We start from the raw sequence: 20,440 nt of genomic DNA, 5'->3' as shown, positions 1-20,440 counted from the left end.
AGGAGTGGAATCCATGAGTTCAATCAAACATACTGTAGCCATCGTTGGTTACGGCGGAATGGGAAGCTACCATACCCAATTAATCAAAGAGAGTGACCGGGTGGTAGTGACCGGTGCCTTCGATCTGCTGGCAGAGCGGCGCGCCTTGGCTGAGGAAGCAGGCTACACCGCGTATTCCAGCTATGAAGAATTGCTGGCAGATCCGGCTGTGGACATTGTTCTGATCGCTACACCGAATGATGTGCACAAGGACATCGCCCTTCAGGCTTTTCAGATGGGCAAGCATGTAGTCTGTGAGAAGCCGGTTGCCATGTCCTCGGCTGAATTCATCGAGATGCAGGCTGCTGCGGAGGCGGCCGGACGGGTGCTGATGGTGCACCAGAACAGACGCTGGGATGAAGATTTCCGCGTAATCAGGGAGATGTATGAGCAGGGGACGATTGGATCACTCTTTCAGATTGAATCCCGGGTGCACGGTGCCAACGGAATTCCCGGCGACTGGCGTCATGTGAAGGAGCAAGGCGGCGGGATGCTGCTGGACTGGGGCGTGCATCTGCTGGATCAGCTGTTGTTCATGATTGACAGCAAGGTGAGCAGTGTCAGCAGCAGTCTGAGCTTTGTCCTCGGCAATAATGTAGATGACGGATTCGATGCGGTGCTGCAGTTCGAGAACGGCATCAGAGCCATCGTCGAGGTAGGAACAACCAATTTCATCACGATGCCAAGATGGTATGTGAAGGGCACCGGGGGAACCGCTATTATTGAAGACTGGTCGCTGAGAGGCAGAATTGTAGCCCCCAACCACGAATCGGAAAAGATTGAACCCACGCCGATCCGCGCAGGTGTAGGCTTGACTAAGACGATGGCCCCGCCTTCAGAAGGCTCGACCGTCCTTGAAGATCTGCCTGCGGCATTAGAGATGACCTCCAGCTTCTATGATAATCTGGCCGCTGTTATCGAAGGCACGGCGGAACCGGTTGTCAAGAATGCCGAGGTGCTTCGTGTACTGAAGCTCATTGAGGCAATCTTTGAAGCGGCAGAGCGTAATGAGACTATTAAGAATTTCGATAACTACGGAGCTTAATCTAGGCTTCAATACGACCCTAAGAGAGGTGGAATCTGCAAATGAAACTTGGAGTATTTATGGTGTTGTTCGGCGGCCGCAAGCTGGAGGATGCACTGGATTATGTGGTCTCCAAAGGACTGAAGGCCGTTGAGATCGGTACCGGAGGGTATCCGGGGAACAGCCATTGCAATCCCAAGGAGCTGCTGGAGAATGAAACGGCCCTTCAGGAATTCAAGCAGCAAATCGAATCCCGCGGCTTGATCATCAGCGCGCTAAGCTGCCACGGCAACCCGCTGCATCCGCAGAAGGAGCTGGCAGACAAGGATCACGAAGTATTTGTAGACACCGTGAAGCTTGCACAGAAGCTGGGCGTCAAGGTTGTGAATACCTTCTCCGGCTGTCCGGGCGATCATGAAGGCGCGAAATATCCGAACTGGCCGGTTGCCCCATGGCCGAATGATTACCAGGAGATTCTGGCCTGGCAGTGGGAGAACAAGGTCATTCCTTATTGGACAGAGCAGGCGGCCTTCGCCACTGCACATGATGTGAAGATTGGTCTTGAGCTGCACGGAGGCTTCTCGGTACACACTCCGGCTACCCTGCTGAGATTAAGAGAAGCTGCCGGAGAGGCCATCGGGGCGAACCTTGACCCGAGCCATATGTGGTGGCAGGGAATCGATCCGGTACAGGCCATTCATATTCTCGGCCGTGAAGGCGCGATCCATCACTTCCATGCGAAGGATACCGTTATTGATCCGGTGAACGTCAACAAGCATGGCCTGACGGACATGCAGTCCTATACGAATATGCTGGACCGCGCCTGGCAGTTCCGTTCCGTAGGCTACGGACACGATGTTAAGGTCTGGGCAGACATGATGAGTGCACTGCGTCTGGTAGGCTACGACTTTGTAGTCAGCATCGAGCATGAAGACGGCCTGATGTCCATTGAAGAAGGCTTCTCCAAAGCGGTAGACAATCTCAAGCAGGTGCTGATCGAAGAGCCGCTGTCTGAGATGTGGTGGGTCTAACCGGTGGAGAGCTTCACTAAAGTCCAATTGAACGACTGGCAGCTCAGTCTCCTGACTGCCGCTGCCTTTGGTACAGATGTGCAGATCGCCGGCAGCAGGGAGCTGACCGCCGGATTCTTCAATACGGCTTATGACCTGGAGCTTAGCGACGGCCGCTCCGTCATTCTTAAGGTGGCTCCGGACCCGGAGACAGAGACTCTTAGCTACGAGAAGGATATTATGCGTGCTGAGGTGGAGGCTCTCCGGCTGGTACGTGCTGCAGGCGGTGTGCCTGTGCCTGAAGTGTACAGCTATGACGATAGTCTGCAGTTGGTTCCGTGTCCGTATTTTTTCATGGAGAAGATTGAAGGGCAGCCGTATAACGAGGTGAAGGAGAGTCTCACCGAGGAACAGCGGTATTCCATTGAATACGAGCTGGGTCAGTATCAGCGCAGAATCAATGCGATAGAAGGGACAGCCTTCGGGCTGTTCGGCAAAGAGTCTGACGGGAGTGGACGGTCCTGGAGAGAGACCTTCCGGTCTATGCTGCTGAATCTGCTTCAGGATGCGGTCAGACTGGAGGCACGGCTACCGGCTAGTCAGCAGGAAATAGAGCAGGTGCTGGAGCTGTATCTGCCGGCCCTGGATGAAGTAACACAGCCCCGGCTGGTGCACTGGGATCTGTGGGGCGGCAACCTTTTTGTACAGGATGGGGTAATCGTATCGATTATTGACTGGGAGCGGGCGATGTGGGGCGATGTGCTGCTGGAGTATTATTTCCGGCATTTCGAGAGCTCGGCAGCGTTCTATGAAGGGTATGGGTCGGCTTTTACCAGCCGGAATGAAGGGCTGCGGAAGCAGCTATATGACCTGTATCTTGACCTTATCATGCTTATAGAATGTTATTCGCGCCAGTACAAGGATGAGAATCATGTGAACTGGGCGCATGACAATCTTGCTGAATCCTGGACACGGTTCACAGCGTTGGTACTATAGCATACTTATGAGGCCGGGTCTCTTACTGAGATCCGGCCTTAAGCCCTGTTTATCCTTCGTAACTGTTGCGGATGGCAACAACCGGGCTGATATCAGCTTCATAGTCAACGCCGCCGGATTCGAAGCCGAACAGCTGGAAGAACTCGCGTCTGTAAGCGGCCAGATCGGAATATTCATAGACGTTCTCCGTGCTTAGCATAGGCCAGATCCGTTCCACTTCCGTCTGCACAGCGTGGCTCATCTCATGGTCATCTATCCGTATGCGCCCTTGTGCATCTACAGGAGTCCCTTCAGGGTTGTACAGGAAATCGGTATACAGCCGGTAAGCTTGCTCAATACAGCCTTCGTGCACTCCCTGTTCCTTCATGACCTTGTAGAGGACTGAAATGTATAGCGGGACTACAGGAATCGCCGAGCTGGATTGGGTCACCAGACCCTTACTGACTGCAACATAGGCGCGGCCGCCGGTTCGAGATAATTCTGCATTCAGCTGTAAGGCTGTAGCTTCCAGATGGTCTTTAGCCCGGCCGATGGTGCCGTCGCGGTAGACAGCCTGTGTTAGCTCTGGACCTACATAGGAGAAGGCAAGCGTAACCGCATCCGCCGCCAGAACGCCGGAATCCCGGAGCGCTTCAATCCATAGCTGCCAGTCCTCTCCGCCCATCACATGAACGGTAGCATCGATTTCAGCTTCGGTGGCCGGTTCAATCTGTACGGTGCTTAGTTCTCCGGTATGGAAATTGACGGTTGTATTGGTATAAGGGCTGCCGATGGGCTTCAACACAGATTGATGAATTTCTCCGGTCTGCGGGTCTGTTCTGCGCGCCGAGGCTACGCTGTAGATGACAAGATCAACCTGTCCAAGCTCGCGGCGGATCAACGCTATGGTCCGTTCTTTGGTCTCAGCGCTAAAAGCGTCCCCGCACACGCTATAGGAGTGCAGACCCGCTGTGTAGGCCATCTCCTCAAACGCTGCGGAATTATACCAGCCTGCGGAAGCAGTCCGGGTCTCGCTGGCTGTACTCGGCCTATAGACACCTACAGTGGCTGCTCCGGCACCAAAGGCTGCTGCAATTCTAGCGCCAAGCCCATAACCGGTTGAAGCGCCGATAACGAGCACATTGCGGGGACCGGCAAACCTTCCTTGATTCTTTACATAAGATACTTGCTCTTGTACCTGGTGTGCACAGCCTGCCGGGTGGGCAGTGGTGCAGATGAACCCGCGGGTTCTTGGTTTTATGATCATTTGAGTAGTTACCTCGCTCTCATCAGTGGTTGCAGGGATTGCAGAAATAAACATACCAGATGACGACATTCTTTGGCAAAGGGAGGGATGTGGGAATGATGCGCGTAACTGCCGGGAATTTTGCTATGGATGTGCTCTTCGTGTATTCTCATAGTAGGGGGAAGCTTGGCCCCGAATCATGATTGTTGACGGTGGCGTTTTCAGAAAAATCTTGACGTAAGCCCCCTAAGATAGATAAAATAATAGTATTGCGTGTTTTTTCGATATTAAGAATAAAGATCATACTTGAAAAGAAACAGAGAGGGTGACAGGATGGAGCGCCTTTTAGAGGTAAAAGACCTGGCTATATCATTCAGAACACGCGGAGGAGAAGTTCAAGCAATCCGTGGTGTCAGCTTTCATGTAAATAAAGGGGAGACACTGGCGATTGTTGGCGAATCCGGTTCCGGTAAGAGCGTAACCTCGCAAGCCGTCATGAAGCTGGTTCCTCAGCCTGCGGGCGAATATAAGCGTGGACAGATTCTGTTCGATGGACAAGATCTGATCGGCAAGAGTGAGAAGCAGATGCAAAAAATCCGCGGCAAAGAAATCGGAATGATCTTCCAAGATCCGATGACTTCACTCAACCCGATGATGAAGGTTGGCCGGCAGATTACGGAAGTGCTGTTCAAGCATGAGAATATCACGAAGGAAGCTGCTTACAAACGTGGTGTTGAATTGCTCAATCTGGTAGGTATTCCGTCACCGGAGCGCCGTTTCCAGCAGTATCCGCATGAATTCAGCGGCGGGATGCGCCAACGTGTTGTAATCGCTATGGCACTGGCTGCTAACCCTAAGCTCCTGATTGCCGATGAGCCGACAACCGCTCTTGACGTAACGATTCAGGCACAGATCCTTGATCTGATGAAGGACCTGCAAAAGAAGATTGATACTGCGATCATTTTCATCACCCATGACCTTGGGGTTGTGGCAAGAATGGCTGACCGTGTAGCTGTAATGTATGCCGGACAGATCGTTGAAATGGGTACCGCAGAAGAGATCTTCTACGATCCAAGACATCCGTACACTTGGGGCCTGCTGGCTTCCATGCCAAGTCTGGAGAGCAAAGGCTCGATGCTTACAGCGATCCCGGGCACACCTCCTGACTTGATTAAGCCGCCTAAGGGGGATGCTTTCGCCCTGCGCAGCACGTATGCAATGGCGATTGACATGGAGAAGGAACCGCCAATGTACAAGGTATCGGACTCCCATCTTGTGAAGTCCTGGCTGATGCATCCGATGGCACCAGCGGTGGAGCCGCCGGATGTCGTGAAGAAGCAGCGCCGCGTGTTGAGCAATGCCTATCCAGAGCCGGTACTTGTCGGCAACAGCAGCGAGTACTAAGTTTGATTAGATCAGCGTCAGGCCTTCAGGGGCCTGGCGTTTTTTGTTTTATGGGATGTTATATTTCATATAAACATAAAACAAAACTAACTAATATAAATAAAAGTATTGACTTAATCTCATTTGCGCAGCAAAATGTAAGGGTATACATAGGGAGGTTATGATGAGATGAGAAAAAGATCCTTAACGGCGTTGATATCCTTATCCCTGCTGTCGGCATGCGGCGGAGGGAATCCGGAAGGACCGCCGAAGTTCGGGAATGTATCTGTACACGATCCCTCTGTGATTAAGGTGGAGGATACGTATTACGTGTTCGGTTCGCATCTGGCCTCGGCCAAATCCAAGGATCTGATGGCGTGGACGCAGATTTCTTCCGGTGTGACGGACGATAATGTGCTGATACCGAATGTAACGGAGGAGCTTAGCGAGACGCTTAGTTGGGCCCAGTCGGATACGCTGTGGGCACCGGATGTCATTCAGCTGGCAGACGGCAAGTTCTACATGTATTACGATGCCTGTAAGGGAGATTCCCCGCTGTCTGCGCTAGGTATTGCCGTAGCCGATAAGATTGAAGGTCCGTACAAGAATAAAGGTATTATTCTGAAGTCGGGAATGTCCGGCATCGGGGATGATGGAGAGGTGTATGATGCCACGGAGAAGCCTAATGTGGTGGACCCGGATGTGTTTTGGGATAAAGACGGCAAGCTGTGGATGGTTTACGGCTCCTACTCGGGCGGCATCTTCATCCTGGAGCTGGACCCGGCTACGGGCTTCCCGCTAGAGGGCCAGGGCTACGGCAAGAAGCTGCTCGGAGGGAATCATGCGCGGATTGAAGGGCCGTATATGCTGTACAGCCCGGAGACCGATTATTACTATCTGTTCCTCTCCTACGGAGGGCTTGATGCGAATGGCGGCTATAATATCCGTGTAGCGCGTTCCAAACATCCGGCTGGCCCGTTCGAGGACTCGGAAGGCAAGGCTATGCTGGATGCGCAGGGGACGTCTGGAGTGCTGTTCGATGATCCGGCCTACGCACCTTATGGTGTTAAGCTGATGGGGAATCATGAATTTGTGAATACCGATGAAGAAGCGGCCGGAGCGGGTACAGGCTATGTCTCCCCTGGACATAATTCGGCGTACTACGATGAGACAAGCGGGCAGTATTATCTGATCTTCCATACCCGGTTCCCGGGTCTTGGGGAGCAGCATGAGGTTCGGGTTCATCAGATGTTCATGAATGAAGCAGGCTGGCCAGTGGTCGCACCCCACCGTTACGGAGGGGAGAAGATCGGCAAGTACACAGCCAAGGATGTGGCGGGTGCTTACATGCTGGTGAACCACGGCAAGGAGATTACGGCTGAGCTGGCGGAGTCGCAGTTGGTGGAGTTGAACGCAGACGGCACGATAAGCGGAGCAGCAACAGGTACATGGACCTTGAGCAATGACCATATGGCGAAGCTGACGATAGAGGGTGCGGAGTACAGCGGGGTGTTCCTGCGGGAATGGAATGAAGCGGCCTCAAGCGAGGTAATGACCTTCACGGCACTTTCAGCGGAAGGCATTGCAGTCTGGGGAAGCCATGTGTCACCGGAAAGAAAGTAAGCTGATCCCGTGAATCCCTTATCGCGGCATGTCCATAACAATAACAAATAGCGGATCTCCGTATACCGGGGATTCGCTATTTGCTGTTCACGGGCCTTTCACGGAAAAGCGGGCTGCTACGGGAATGAGCCTGGTTTATGCTTCATACTTGCGCAGAACAATTACAGCGTTGTGGCCGCCGAAGCCAAAGGAGTTGGAGATCCCGATCTTCAGCTCCGCTTGGCGGGCTATGTTAGGGACATAATCCAGGTCGCAGTGCTCGTCCGGCTGCTCCAGATTAATCGTCGGCGGGATGAGCCCTTCTTGCAGGCTCAGCAGCAGGGCAATAGCTTCCAGACCACCGGCTGCGCCGAGGGCATGTCCGGTCATCGATTTGTTCGCCGTGACCGGAATCCGGTAGGCCTGCTCTCCGAACAGCTTCTTAATAGCCAGAGTCTCCGAACGGTCTCCGACGATTGTGCTGGTCGCGTGCGCGCTGATGACATCTACTTCCCCAGGTGTAATTCCGGCCTCGCTGAGTGCCAGCTTCATTGCCTGATAAGCTCCTATCCCCTCAGGATGGGTGGCTACCATATGATAAGCGTCCGAGCTGGCGCCATATCCGGTGACCTCGCCATAGATGACGGCATCTCTGCGCAGGGCATGGGAGAGGGATTCGAGGATCACAATAGCTCCGCCCTCCGCAATGACAAATCCGTCCCTGTTCCGGTCAAAAGGCCGGCTGGCCCCCTGCGGCTCCCCATTCCGGGTAGACAAGGCTGTCGCATTCCCGAAGCTGGCCAGGGCAATCTCGGTCACCGCCGCTTCTGCCCCTCCGGCGATGATTACATCGGCCCCGCCGTAACGGATCAGGCGGAAGGCTTCGCCAATGGCCGTGTTCCCGATGGAACAGGCAGTCACCGGCGAGAGTGTCGGCCCCTGCGCCCCCAGCTTGATGCTGATCATCGCAGCCGCCATATTGGAGATCAGCATCGGGATCAGGGTAGGGCTTACCCGCTCCGGCCCCCGGGAACGCAGCAGCTCGCCCTGGTCCATCAATGTCTGGATACCGCCTACGCCGGAGCCAACATAGACACCCAGCCGTTCCCGGTCCAGCTCCTCCAGACGAAGACCGGAATGCGTCCAGGCCTCCTCTGCGGCAGCAAGCGCGAACTGGCTGAACCGGTCCATCCGCCGGGCCTCTTTGCGGCCGAATCTGGCATCCGGGTCGAAGGCCTGTACCGAGCCGGCAATCTTGGTTTTGAAATGGGTGGTATCAAAAGAATCAATCGGCGTAATCCCCGATTCTCCTCCCGTAAGGCGGCTCCAGAACTGGTCCACGGTATTGCCTAGCGGGGAGATGACACCCATTCCTGTAATCACGACACGTTCCATTTGCTATTCCTCCTGTTAGTCTGAATAAGCTTATTTTTTCATGTTGCTTATCCTATTACAAGTTGTAGTTTATACTAGTATAATTACTACTACACTAACAGGCAGACGAACTGTAAGGCAGGAGGAAGCATGATGTCCAATCAGAACAGGCTTCAAGCATTATCGGAATTCCTGAAAGCAAGACGCGCGGCCATCACCCCGGCAGCGGCGGGGCTCCCGGAGGGTACCCGCAGGCGGACGCCCGGGCTCCGGCGCGAGGAAGTGGCGCAGCTCTCCGGAGTTAGCAGCACCTGGTATACCTGGCTGGAGCAGGGGCGGGATATTAAAGTATCTCCATCCGTTCTTGATTGTATTGCCGCAGCACTGCAGCTGACGAAGGATGAGCGGAGTTATTTGTTCGCTCTGGCGCTGGAGAACGGGCCGGGAGTCACGGACTATACCCAAGAGGAGCATTCGGTGATTCATCCGTCTCTGCAGAAGATATTGCAGGAGCTGAAGACCTGCCCGACCATCATCTCGGACCGGCACTGCGGCATTGTGGGCTGGAATGAGGCAGCGGCGCATGTATTTCTTGATTTCGCCAAGCTGGCTCCGCAGCAGCGCAATATGATCTCACTGCTGTTCGAGCGCAAGGAGTTCAGGCGGCTGGCGGTGAACTGGGAGCAGTTCGTGCGGGGATACTTATCGATCTTCCGCGCCTACTATGGGCAATACCTGGAGGACCGCTGGTATGATGAATTCATTGCGGAGATGAAGGAGGGGCATCCGGAATTCAATCATTTATGGGAAGAGAGCCGGGTCAGCTCCGCGCCGGATGTTGTACTGGAATTCCGGCATGCCAAAGCCGGCAAAATGCTGTTCCATCTAACCTCCCTGCAAGTACAAGGTACAGCGGATCTGCGCTGTAGCATCTACACGCCAGCCGGTGACTCTGGCACAGAAGCCAAGCTGAAGCAGCTCATGGAACCTAAGTAATACAGGTGATAGATTTTTCTTATGGATTCATAAAAAACTATAAATATGCAATATAGATTTTGCAGTTTATACTCCTAATATGATGAATTTCTTCCTGCGGGAAGGACCGGAAAAGGGGTAAAGGTATAATGGCTAAAGTAACGGGATTAGAAGGCGTAGTTGCCGGAGAGACAGCAATCGGATTGGTAGATGGGGAGAAAGGCTATCTGGTGTACCGCGGATATTGGGCCAAGGAGCTTGCGGTGAGCAAAAGCTATGAGGAAGTTGCCTATTTGCTCTGGAACGGACATCTGCCTGATGCGGAGGAACTGGCGCAGCTCAAGGCGCAAATGGCAGCGGAGAGAGTGATTCCTGAATATCTCTGCAAGATGCTTGACCTGTATCCCGCTTCTGTACCGCTAATGCTGGTATTGCAAAGTGCAGTGGCTGCACTTGGGGATGAGGAGAACGCTACCTGGCCGCCCACGCTTAAGCAGGCAGTGCGGCTGACGGCAATGCTTCCGGCGATCATTGCTTACAGGTACCGCAGCCTTCAAGGCTTGGCGCCGCTGAAATCGCTTCCTGAGCTTGGCCATGCCGCGAATTATCTGTATCTGCTCACAGGCAAGCTGCCGGAGGAGGCTCATGTGCAGGCGCTCAGCGCCTATATGATCCTTTGTATGGAGCATGGCATGAATGCCTCGACTTTTGCCGGGCGGGTGGTGCTGTCCACGGAATCGGATATCTGTGCGGCTGTAGCCGGTTCGATCGGGGCCATGAAGGGTCCGCTGCATGGCGGCGCCCCGTATGAAGTGATATCGATGCTGGAGGAGATCGGGACGAAGGAACGCGCGGAGCCTTGGCTGAGACGGAAGCTTGAGGCCGGGGAGAAGCTGATGGGCTTCGGGCACCGGATCTACAAGACCAAGGACCCGCGGGCTGAAGCCTTGCAGATTGCGACACTTACGATGATCGGCAAGGATGCTTCCTTTGATCTTGCGCTTCATGTGGAGGCTACAGCGGTAGCGCTTCTGGAGGAATATAAGCCGGGCCGCCGCCTGTTCACCAATGTTGAGTTCTATGCTGCGGCTATTCTGAAGGCGCTGCAGCTGGCGCCGGAGATCTTCACGCCTACGTTCACAGCGGGAAGAATTGTCGGCTGGACGGCCCATCTCTTGGAGCAGTCAGCCCATAACCGGATTTTCCGGCCACAATCTACTTATATCGGATCGATGCCTGAATCAGAGACAGTCTGATAGCAGCAGCTTCTCTATTGAACATGCAAAAGCACCCCCGGCCGTCTGCCAGCCGGAGATGCTTAACAAGGGAATGTTAATGAGAGAGTATGAGGGGGATACTCTTACATTAGATTAGAAATCAGAGGTTGCCACTTCGATTGTGCCGAAGACTGCACCGGCAGCTGTGCTGAGAAGTCCAGCGACAAGCAGTGCATGAACAGATAGAGTGAGACTGTTGAATGCAGGGATCAGATAAGTGACCACTGGAGCGTTGACGCGGTAAATAACGAGATCCACGGGGAACCCGGAATTGTTGTTTACCGTCACAGCTGCGTTGATGCCACCTGCCAGATTTTCATAGTAAGATTTACCTACAGATGCCGGCAGGTTGAAGAATTGTTGCGGTAATAAGATAGCCATTGTAATGTCCTCCTTTTCCTTGTGATAGGATAGTATATTCGGCAAAACTATGATTGCTGTAACGTGTGCCATGGGAGATTCACACATTTCAATAGGATGCCGGCAGATTCATATACAACCCGGATCTATGGTAGACTAGATGTAATCTAGTGACAGGTAAGGGGAAATGACAACGATGAAGCTGGTGTCCTGGAATGTGAATGGTCTGAGAGCTTGTGTGAATAAAGGGTTTAACGAGTATTTCCGGGAGGTTGACGCAGATATCTTCTGTGTGCAGGAGACGAAGCTCCAGGAGGGGCAGATTGTTCTGGACCACGGGGAGGAATATGCAGGATACTGGAATTATGCGCTCAAAAAAGGATATTCGGGTACGGCTGTATTCACTAGAATCAAGCCGCTATCCGTACGATATGGACTGGAGCAGGAGACGGAGGACGAGGGGCGGATCATCACCCTGGAATTCCCGGATTTCTATCTGGTGAATGTGTATACCCCGAATGCCAAGCGAGATTTGACGAGGCTGGACTACCGTATGGAGTGGGAGGACCGGTTCCGTGCCTATTTGCTGAAGCTGGATGAGCATAAACCGGTTGTGGTCTGCGGGGATCTGAATGTGGCGCATCAGGAGATTGACCTGAAGAATGCGAGATCGAACCGGGGGAATTCAGGCTTCACCGACGAAGAACGCGGCAAAATGACCACGCTGCTCGCGGCCGGCTTCGTGGATACCTTCAGATTCTTCTACCCCGAGCTTGAAGGTGCCTACAGCTGGTGGTCCTACATGCCTAAGGTTAGAGAGAAGAATGTGGGCTGGCGGATCGATTATTTTCTTGCTTCAGAGCGCTTGACCCCGCGTCTACTGGATGCCGGAATTGAATGTAATGTCCTTGGCAGCGATCATTGCCCGGTGGTCCTCCATCTGGCGGATGCGGCGGAAGCATAGACAGAGAGTATATCTATGATATAAAAAGAGGCGGTATCCCGGAGTTCGGGATACCGCCTCTTGTAGCTGTGTCAGCGGCTGAGCGGCGGCTTGCCCGGTTATTCTGACGAGCTGCCTGGCTCCAGCACCGGCGGCCGCCGGTGCTTCGTGGCCTGTTCGTAACTATAAGCAATGCCTAACAGCATAGCTTCACTATGGGCTGAGGCACAAAAGGTGATACCCTGCGGTCCCTTGGTAAGATAACCGCCTGGTGCAACAATACCCGAGTAGGTGTAGCCGGCAGGAACTGTAATCAGCGGATAACCAGCTCTCGCCGCTACTTCACATCCGTGATCTCCAGGGAACAGGAGCGCATCCAGACCGTAATGCTCCAGGGCATAATCGATTCCCTGCTTACCGGCCAGTGAACGGGAAGAATGCAGCTGCTCCAGATATTCCTGCTCTGTAATATCATCCCCGGAGGTGTTCAGCCATTCCAGTGTTCCCTGGCCATATTTCAGCGCCTGTTCGCTATGCTGCTGGTTGAAATCAAGCAGCTGCTGCAGAGATTGCACAGGAGCCGACTCCGACAGGCTTCCCAGATAGCGGTTCAAGCCGTGCTTGAACTCGTATTGTAGAATCGTAGGGTTCCATTCAGCATTCTGACAGGGAAGCTCCACGGGTTCAATGATTTCTGCCCCCAGCTCCCGCAGTACCGCTATGGCTGATTCCATCATATCCAGAGCTTCATGATCCAGATTACTATAATAGAATCGTGGAATTCCGATCCGCTTGCCTGCCAGTGCATGAAGCTCCAGACCTGCCGAATAATCCAGTACAGCAGAGGAAGAAGAGTCAGCGTTCCCGGCTAATACATTGAGCAGGAGTGCAGCGTCCTTGACCGTTCTGGCCATCGGACCGGCGCTGTCCTGGCTGCCGATTCCCGGTATAATGCCCTTGTTGCTGACCAGTCCCCAGGTAGGCTTAAGGCCGACCAGGGAGTTATGGGCTGCCGGGCTGATGATGGAGCCGGAGGTTTCTGTACCCACAGCGACAGTGACAAGGTTAGCAGCGACAGCAGCCGCACTTCCCGAGCTGGAGCCGCCAATGAACAGCTCCCCGGGACTGTAGGGATTAAGTACCAGCCCGCCGCGTGCGCTGTATCCGGCCCACATCGTAGGTGACATGAAATTGGCCCACTCGGTCATATTGGCTTTGCCCAGAATCACTGCTCCGGCTGTCCTTAACCGTGTGACGACCTCAGCGTCTTCATTAGCTATGCAATCTGCAAGCGCCAAGGCTCCTGCACTGGTGTGCAGCTTATCTGCTGTGCCGATGTTATCTTTGACCAAGACCGGAATACCGTGCAGTGGTCCCCGGCTGCCTTGATCTCTTCGTTCCTGGTCGAGCCTCGCGGCAATCGCAAGAGCTTCTGGATTCAACTCCAATACGGAGCGGAGCAGGCCGTCCAACCGGTGGATCCTTTCCAAATACCAGCTTACCAGTACCTCGGAGGTTAGGCTCCCTTGTGCCATTTTCTCCTGAATGCTGGTGATGTCTGCTTCTATTAACCACTCTTGATCATTTAGAGCAGGGGATATACGGGAGAAGTTGTTATTACTCATAAGGATGTTGTACCTCTATTCATTGTTTGTCGTGTTGTCCACGGTCTCGCTGGCCGCTGCCTGATGACGCTTCGGCCAGCTGATTACATTGCGGGTTCTGCTAAGCTCCTCGTAGATGAGCGGGCGGTCACGTTTGATCAGCCGCAGCACCAAATGAATGAAGAAGGCTACATCTGCCGCCAGGATGACCAATTTCACTACGGCAGCCAATGCTGTGCCGATGCTCAGGAAGATCGCAGAGTCAGGCGTCAGGGAATTCACTCCCCCGAGGACGCCATAGAGTAATCCATACCGAACCCATACCCTCCAGGGTCTGGCCGGACCGCCGTCTTCACTCCTTAGCCGGATACGCACCACCCATTTGCCGAAGGTGCGTCCGCCTGTGAACAGAGGAATGCTCAGGAAATAGACCATACTAACTGCCCACAGCGAAATATGCAGTGAGAGCAGATTGAGGAGAATGGTCACCGCGAGCAGCAGGATGGAATCCAGCAGGAAAGCAAGGGCGCGGCGGGTGTAGGTCACTTTTTTGGCAGAAAGGTCCTCTTGGCTGTCAAGCTTCTCAATCCTCGGCAGCAGGCCGGAGATCCATAGGGAGAGCTTGAATCCAATCATGCCGCCCAGCGTATTCGTGATCATGTCATCGACATCGAAGATCCGGTAGGGATGGTCGAAAAACCCGTAAATGCCGGTAATCTGCGTAATTTCGAACAACAGAGACAGCGCAAAGGACAGCACAATGCACACCACCCAGCGCGTGCGGAAGTAGTAGCCCAGGAACATACCGAAGGGCACCGTCAGCAGTACATTGAAGGCCGCCAGCAGAAAATCCGGTCCGGTCAGCACATTAAGGTAGCTGGAAGGGTCACTGCGCGTAATTGGCGTATTGTGCAGAATATCCTGGATGAACTGCAGCGGTACAAGCTGAATCATGCTCCCGGAGGGGGCTGCATTATGCCTGGAGTCAGGCAGGGGCAGAAGGACAAGGAAGAATGCGTTAAGCAGGTACAGCAGCAGCAGATACAGCACCAGGGCCCGGATTTTATTGATATAGCCGTGCCGGCGGTATTGCACAATTAGAAACGGCAAGGTGAAGAACAGTGCCGCAACCGGAAAAGCCATGAATGCATAGGAAATCGGAAATAGATAAGTCTGAAACATGGGTTCACCTGCTGTCTAGTTTTTGTCACAACGACTTCATTATAGAATTAAACATAAACCGTCTCAACAGAATTAATCATTCTAACCGTTCTTTCCTGCATAGACATGTTAGGAGAGGAGCGTGAGGACTATATGGAAAAGAAGGTTCAACAGTATTACAAGCTCAAGGCGAAGCAGAAGGAGCTGGAAAAGGACCTGGCTGGACTCCGGCAGGAGATCCTTGCCCATATTAATGAAGCGGGGCAGACTGAGGCGGTGTTCGGCAGCTACAAGGTGAAGCTGGTCACTCAGAACCGCAAGGAATATGACGATGACAAGCTCTATCAAACCTTATCCGACCCCGAACTGTGGCGGCTGCTCTCCCGGGCAGATCCGGCCAAGGTGGCCAGCCTGACGAAGCTGAAAGTGATTTCGGAAGAGAAAATCGCCCATACGTACGATGTGAAGACCATTCAGCTGCTGCAGGTGGATAAGCAGTAGAGGAAGCGCTGCCGGAAGCGGAGGTGTTACGTCATGCTCAGCTTCCGGTTGTACATAGAGCATAGATTACGTGCCATCTTCACGGTCTTCCGCTATAATTATACAGAGACAGTGAAGATATGGAGGAAGAGGAAATGAAGGATTTTGAGCAGATGCTGGAGAAATACGCAGAGCTGGTAGTGAAGGTCGGTGTGAATGTGCAGCCCGGACAAGTGCTGATGGTTCACGCCCCGCTGGAGACAGCGGAGCTTACCCGGCTGATTGTAGGCAAGGCCTATGACGCAGGAGCGAAATACGTGCTTGTAGACTGGGATGATGAAACGGTCACACGCATCCGTTACGAGAAGGCTCCTGAGGAATCATTCGGGTATTATCCGCAGTGGCATGCCGATATGCTGGAGGGATTCGCTGAAGAAGGCGGGGCTATATTACATATAAAGGTGCCGGACCCGGAATTATTCCGCGGGATCGATTCGGCCAAGGTATCCACTGCCGTTAAGGCGGCTGCGGTTGCGCGCAAGAAATACCAGGCCTACACCCGCAACAGCAGAATCAGCTGGTCGCTGATCAAGGCACCGACACGTGCCTGGGCGGACAAGGTGTTCGCAGATCTGCCGGAGGAAGAACGGATCGATGCGATGTGGGAAGCGGTGTTCCAGATGAACCGTGTGAACAGCGAAGACCCGGTAGCCGCCTGGCGCAGTCATATCGGCGAGCTGAAGCAGAGCCAGGACCGCATGAATGCCAAGCGCTATAAAAGCCTGCATTACCGCGCTCCGGGCACGGATCTGCGTGTCGAGCTGCCGGAAGGTCATCTGTGGCGTGGCGGCGGCGGGGAGAACGCGCGTGGCGTTTATTTTGTAGCCAATATGCCTACAGAAGAGATCTACACGATGCCTCATCGCACCGGCGTGAATGGTACCGTCAAGAGTACGCTTCCGCTGAACCTGAACGGGCGGCTCGTCGACGGAATTACCGTTACTTTCACAGACGGCAAAGTCACGGCCTATGACGCTGAATCCGGCCGCGAGCACCTGACTTCCCTGCTGGATACGGATGAAGGAGCCTCCTACTTGGGAGAAGTGGCACTGGTGCCGTATGATTCGCCGATCTCCCGGCTGAACAGAGTGTTCTATAACACCGGGATTGACGAGAATGCTTCCTGCCATTTCGCGCTGGGCAGCGCCTATCCGGTGAATATTGAAGGAGGCACCTCCATGACCAGCGAGGAGCTGCTGGCCAGAGGGGCTAACGTCAGCCTCACGCATGTCGATTTCATGGTCGGCTCCGATGCGCTTGATATTGACGGAGAACTGGCTGACGGCACGATTGAGCCGGTGTTCCGTAAGGGGAATTGGGTGCTTTAAGTGCGTCCTATACGGAACTAATTCATCCTAACGGATGAATTGGATTACCTTCGCACCAGTACAATGTATACTGTTTTCCGCATACATTTGGGCCATACGCCCGCGCGCAGCACAATGTATGCTGTTATCCACATACATTCGGTCCATATGCCTGCTTGCGAACACATTGTATACTGTTTTTCACATACATTCAGGCCGAGTGCCTGCTTGGGAGCACAACGTATGCTGTTTTTCACATACATTTGGTCCAATACGCCTTCTCCACAGCAGCAGGAAACTATAGTTTCCTATATAACAAGAAAAGCCGCAATATTCCCGGCAGCGGGGATTGCGGCTTTTCTGTTGTTGAAGGCGGGTTATAAAATATTTGCCGCAGACTAAAACTGTTTGCATAACCTCTCCGTCTAATTCATGTAAAAGTGATGGAGAGGAGAGGGAGAGATGACGATGTCCGGGGCAGAGATGAAGCGGGTAACTGCCGCCGTGCCGCTCGAGGAGACGGATTGGGTCAAAGCGGTGATGGAGCACAGCGACCAGTTATATTCTATTGCCTACAGTTATCTGGGCAATCGCCATGACGCACTGGAAGCGCTCCAGGAGACCACCTGCCGGGCCTGGTTGAAGCGGCGAACCCTGAAGGAACCCAGCGCGTTCAAAACCTGGCTGATCCGAATATTAATCTATGTCTGCATAGACGAGCAGCGCAGAAGAAAAAGGGCGGTCCCTACAGCCGCAGAGAATATGCAGGAGGGGGTCACCCAGAATAGTACGGATGCCATGGAAATGCAGTGGGCGCTCTCGCAGGTGAAGGTGAAATACCGCCATGTGCTGCTGCTCAAATATTATAATGATCTGACCCTGGCCGAGATTGCAGTCCTGCTGGGCAAGCCGGAAGGAACCGTCAAAACCTGGCAGCACAAAGGCCTGAAGCAGCTGAGGGAAATTATGAAGAACCGGGGTGAATGGAATGAACAGTAGCAGAGAAGAGCAGGCGATGTTGACCGATGCGATGCGTATGCGTGAGGAGGTACGGGTGGACTGCGGGGGCAATGAGGTCAGAGGGGCGGTTCAGGCAGGGATCGAGCGCGGACGCCGGAGAAGCTGGCAAGGCAGACTCACCAAAGGCTCCTTCCTCGGATTAGCCGCAGCCGCGGTTGCCGCAATAATCCTGTTCCTCATTCCGGTCATTCATGATACAGCACCGCAACCTGCCGGAGAAGTGAATTGGGGCGGGCTGGAAATGTTCAAGCGGCTCCATGAATTCGATTTAGAAGCGCCTACACTGGATACGGCCATCCGGCACGGCTATATTCAGGAAATTAATCAAAGCGCAGCCAGCGGGGATTACCGGATTACCTTGAATGCGGTAACGGCGGATGAGAACAAAATCATCTTTTTGTATACAGCTAATGTCGCGGAAGGACAGGAGATCTATGGTATTAGCAGTGCGAGAATCAAGAATCCGGCAACCGGCTATGATCTTGAGAACGGGGGCGGGATCGGCGCCCATGCTAAAAACAATGGACACGATGATAAGCGTATTTTCTACGGGCGAGGCGCAGTCTATCTGGACCGGAGCAAGCCGTTCCCGGAGCAGCTGGAAGCAGACTTCCAAATAGCCTCTATGGACAAGGGGAAAATGAAAGATCTGGCGAAAGGTGTAAATGTAGCTGATGTGCATTATTCCCCGCGACTCAAGATCAGCTTCAAGCTGGACCCGAAATTCAAACTGCAGCAGACGGTCATTGTCCAGCCGGGGGAGGATTTCATGCTGGAGGGCGTTCAGGTGATGCTGGAGCAGGTTGAACTCTCCCCCTTGATGATCCGCACTGTAGTCAAAATTAAAAATGAGTCTGAGGTTACATGGGAGAACAGGCAAAAGATATTTGGCGCCGCATACGGGGAAAAAATTCAATCGATAACGAAGTACGGGGACAGCGAGATCGGGTCGTCGCTCGGCTCTGGCACCCATGAAGGCTTTGTACAGAATTTCGGCAGCAATCTGCTGGATAAGCCGAAGTCAATCCATTTGATGATGAAGACAGGTACAGGCAAGAATACCAGGGAGATTAACTTGCCGATTCTGCCGTGAATCCCTTTATCTATTCCCATCTCTAAAAAAAAACCGAAACTTCCGATATCGGAAATTCCGGCTTATTCTCAATATATTACTTCGCGGAGACCAGTGCTAAGTAGCTAACCGGACCAGTGGACAGCTTGATTTTGGTTTTGCCGTCATTGCTGTACCGGTACAGACAATCGTTATCCAGACCATTGATGTAATACAAGCCGGGAATATTGTCTGTAATTACAGAGTAATCAGACTCAACGCCCGTCATTTTGGTCAAGGATGAATCGGCATTCAGGACGTAAGCATCGGCTGCGGTGAACAATACGGTGGTTAGCGCCGTTCCATTCTTAACCGTTCTGATATCTTGAACATTCGTCAGCGGCAGCGCCTTGGAGGAGGTGATTTTGCCGTTGGCCAGCGTGCTGATGTAGGCTTTGCCTTTGGAATCTGCATAGACCAGCTTATTCGCGGCAATCTCGCTGATGCTGATCACGCTGTTCTGGCTGAGCTGCAGGATTTTCCCGTTCTTATCGATCAGGAAGCCCTTGCCGGTGTTATAGTCCAGCTCATCGCCGGTGGCGTCGACTTTAATGCCTTTGTTGAATAGAAAATAATGGTCGGACCAGGTACCGGCAATAGCGGCGTTGGATTGAAGCGGATTATTGGCATTGGCTGCTTTGGGAGATCCACCGGTAAGGGGGAGGGTATAGAGCACCATGGAGTTCAGAGAATACTCGGTTTCGGCAGGTTTGTTGTCAATCATAAGGTTAATACTTGTAGCGTATGGATGATAAAATTTGCTCTTCTGAATAGCTCCGCTGGCAATCCACTGAATGACCCCGCTCCCGTCGCGGGACCTCGAAGCAACCCAGGTTGTGTTGTTCTTCAGCGCATTGTAGTAGATCCGCCCGCTCAAGACGTCGAAGGTCCGGAAATTCACATCGGCATTGTCTGCTATCAGTGTAAGCTGTGAATCATCGTCAGCGTCGGCCAAGGTGCGGTAGATGTGGCCTGTATCATCCAGGAAGTACAGATAAGGACCATCGAACAGGTAATAGAGGATATTCCGGTCCCCGAGGAAGTTAGTAATTAAAGCATCAGGATCGCTGAGGGACAGACGCTGTATCCCCATAGCGCCATCATAGTAAAAATACAGATATTTCCCGGTCGAGTCTAATCCGTTGCCGTCATAGTTCTCTGCGATCTTCTGTGTCTCACTTCCATCTGTCGTTACACGGTATAGAACATCGTTAGAGACATAATACACATATGATTTCGTAGAAGCAGCCGCTGCCGCCGTGTGTGACGGTCTGCCTCCCCCAACTGTACCGAGTGACGCCAGTAGCAGTACAAGCAGAAGGACACCTGTTTTTCTGGATAGTAAGTGTAAAGCCTTCATAGTCATTCTCCCCTTCAGCCAATGTGGTGAACATACGAACAAATCCTGTTCTAATAAGATATCGGAGAAACCCGCCGTTTCGAATATACAGCTTAAGCCCTAAAAGGCTTGCATGAAAGAGAAAATAAA

18 protein-coding genes are annotated in these 20,440 nt (G+C 53.1%); 12 read left to right on the top strand and 6 right to left on the bottom strand.

Annotated elements, in window-relative coordinates; all coding sequences use genetic code 11:
• Positions 1–13 precede the first annotated feature (13 nt).
• From MKY96_RS14310 to MKY96_RS14300, 3 genes are read left to right on the top strand one after another with little or no spacing between them, the layout of a single operon-like run.
• On the top strand, positions 14–1,084 hold the full coding sequence (locus MKY96_RS14310; RefSeq protein WP_340941198.1) for a Gfo/Idh/MocA family protein: 1,071 nt from the start codon (positions 14–16) through the stop codon (positions 1,082–1,084).
• A 41-nt stretch (positions 1,085–1,125) separates the two neighbouring features.
• On the top strand, positions 1,126–2,094 hold the full coding sequence (locus MKY96_RS14305; RefSeq protein ID WP_340941196.1) for a sugar phosphate isomerase/epimerase family protein: 969 nt from the start codon (positions 1,126–1,128) through the stop codon (positions 2,092–2,094).
• Between the two features lie 27 nt (positions 2,095–2,121).
• Positions 2,122–3,069, top strand: a complete 948-nt coding sequence (locus MKY96_RS14300) for a phosphotransferase family protein (protein WP_340941194.1) — start codon at positions 2,122–2,124, stop codon at positions 3,067–3,069.
• A gap of 49 nt (positions 3,070–3,118) precedes the next feature.
• On the opposite strand, the gene fabV is transcribed toward MKY96_RS14300, so the two are convergent.
• On the bottom strand, positions 3,119–4,315 hold the full coding sequence (fabV, locus tag MKY96_RS14295) for an enoyl-ACP reductase FabV (protein ID WP_340941193.1): 1,197 nt from the start codon (positions 4,313–4,315) through the stop codon (positions 3,119–3,121).
• 312 nt (positions 4,316–4,627) lie between these two features.
• On the opposite strand from fabV, the gene MKY96_RS14290 reads away from it, so the two are divergent.
• Both MKY96_RS14290 and MKY96_RS14285 read left to right on the top strand, forming a co-directional pair.
• Positions 4,628–5,698, top strand: coding sequence for an ABC transporter ATP-binding protein (locus MKY96_RS14290; protein ID WP_036729120.1), 1,071 nt, complete (start codon positions 4,628–4,630; stop codon positions 5,696–5,698).
• 168 nt (positions 5,699–5,866) lie between these two features.
• Positions 5,867–7,300 (top strand): glycoside hydrolase family 43 protein, encoded by a 1,434-nt coding sequence (locus MKY96_RS14285; protein ID WP_340941190.1) that lies wholly within the window; start codon positions 5,867–5,869, stop codon positions 7,298–7,300.
• A 135-nt stretch (positions 7,301–7,435) separates the two neighbouring features.
• On the opposite strand, the gene fabF is transcribed toward MKY96_RS14285, so the two are convergent.
• Positions 7,436–8,674 carry a beta-ketoacyl-ACP synthase II gene (gene fabF / locus MKY96_RS14280; RefSeq protein ID WP_340941189.1) on the bottom strand — a complete coding sequence of 413 codons (1,239 nt, stop codon included), beginning with the start codon at positions 8,672–8,674 and terminating at the stop codon, positions 7,436–7,438.
• A gap of 132 nt (positions 8,675–8,806) precedes the next feature.
• On the opposite strand from fabF, the gene MKY96_RS14275 reads away from it, so the two are divergent.
• Together MKY96_RS14275 and MKY96_RS14270 are read left to right on the top strand one after the other, a co-directional pair.
• On the top strand, positions 8,807–9,649 hold the full coding sequence (locus tag MKY96_RS14275; RefSeq protein ID WP_340941188.1) for a helix-turn-helix transcriptional regulator: 843 nt from the start codon (positions 8,807–8,809) through the stop codon (positions 9,647–9,649).
• 128 nt (positions 9,650–9,777) lie between these two features.
• Positions 9,778–10,884 carry a citrate synthase/methylcitrate synthase gene (locus MKY96_RS14270; RefSeq protein WP_340941187.1) on the top strand — a complete coding sequence of 369 codons (1,107 nt, stop codon included), beginning with the start codon at positions 9,778–9,780 and terminating at the stop codon, positions 10,882–10,884.
• A 114-nt stretch (positions 10,885–10,998) separates the two neighbouring features.
• Here MKY96_RS14270 and MKY96_RS14265 read toward each other — a convergent pair whose 3' ends face one another.
• A complete protein-coding gene (locus tag MKY96_RS14265) occupies positions 10,999–11,286 on the bottom strand; it encodes a hypothetical protein (protein ID WP_036694360.1) in 288 nt (95 codons plus the stop codon).
• Positions 11,287–11,461: 175 nt separating this feature from the next.
• Here MKY96_RS14265 and MKY96_RS14260 point away from each other — a divergent pair, with 175 nt between their 5' ends.
• Positions 11,462–12,229 (top strand): exodeoxyribonuclease III, encoded by a 768-nt coding sequence (locus MKY96_RS14260; protein ID WP_340944566.1) that lies wholly within the window; start codon positions 11,462–11,464, stop codon positions 12,227–12,229.
• A gap of 98 nt (positions 12,230–12,327) precedes the next feature.
• Here MKY96_RS14260 and MKY96_RS14255 read toward each other — a convergent pair whose 3' ends face one another.
• A complete protein-coding gene (locus MKY96_RS14255) occupies positions 12,328–13,833 on the bottom strand; it encodes an amidase family protein (RefSeq protein ID WP_340941186.1) in 1,506 nt (501 codons plus the stop codon).
• Positions 13,834–13,848: 15 nt separating this feature from the next.
• Positions 13,849–14,994, bottom strand: coding sequence for a VanZ family protein (locus MKY96_RS14250; protein WP_340941185.1), 1,146 nt, complete (start codon positions 14,992–14,994; stop codon positions 13,849–13,851).
• 132 nt (positions 14,995–15,126) lie between these two features.
• On the opposite strand from MKY96_RS14250, the gene MKY96_RS14245 reads away from it, so the two are divergent.
• From MKY96_RS14245 to MKY96_RS14230, 4 genes are all read left to right on the top strand, one after another.
• Positions 15,127–15,474 (top strand): hypothetical protein, encoded by a 348-nt coding sequence (locus MKY96_RS14245; protein WP_340941184.1) that lies wholly within the window; start codon positions 15,127–15,129, stop codon positions 15,472–15,474.
• A 134-nt stretch (positions 15,475–15,608) separates the two neighbouring features.
• A complete protein-coding gene (locus MKY96_RS14240) occupies positions 15,609–16,841 on the top strand; it encodes an aminopeptidase (protein WP_340941183.1) in 1,233 nt (410 codons plus the stop codon).
• A gap of 441 nt (positions 16,842–17,282) precedes the next feature.
• The gene (locus MKY96_RS14235; protein ID WP_340941182.1) at positions 17,283–17,819 is read left to right on the top strand and encodes a sigma-70 family RNA polymerase sigma factor; all 537 of its coding nucleotides are present in this window, start codon (positions 17,283–17,285) and stop codon (positions 17,817–17,819) included.
• A complete protein-coding gene (locus MKY96_RS14230; protein ID WP_340941181.1) occupies positions 17,809–18,933 on the top strand; it encodes a DUF4179 domain-containing protein in 1,125 nt (374 codons plus the stop codon). Before MKY96_RS14235 ends, MKY96_RS14230 begins: the two co-directional genes overlap by 11 nt.
• Before the next feature lie 76 nt (positions 18,934–19,009).
• On the opposite strand, the gene MKY96_RS14225 is transcribed toward MKY96_RS14230, so the two are convergent.
• Positions 19,010–20,311 carry a DUF5050 domain-containing protein gene (locus MKY96_RS14225; protein WP_340941180.1) on the bottom strand — a complete coding sequence of 434 codons (1,302 nt, stop codon included), beginning with the start codon at positions 20,309–20,311 and terminating at the stop codon, positions 19,010–19,012.
• Positions 20,312–20,440: the final 129 nt, after the last annotated feature.

It is taken from the genome of Paenibacillus sp. FSL R7-0302 (assembly GCF_038006885.1).
Taxonomy (GTDB): domain Bacteria; phylum Bacillota; class Bacilli; order Paenibacillales; family Paenibacillaceae; genus Paenibacillus_AQ.
This window is presented reverse-complemented; position numbering and strand designations above follow the sequence as displayed.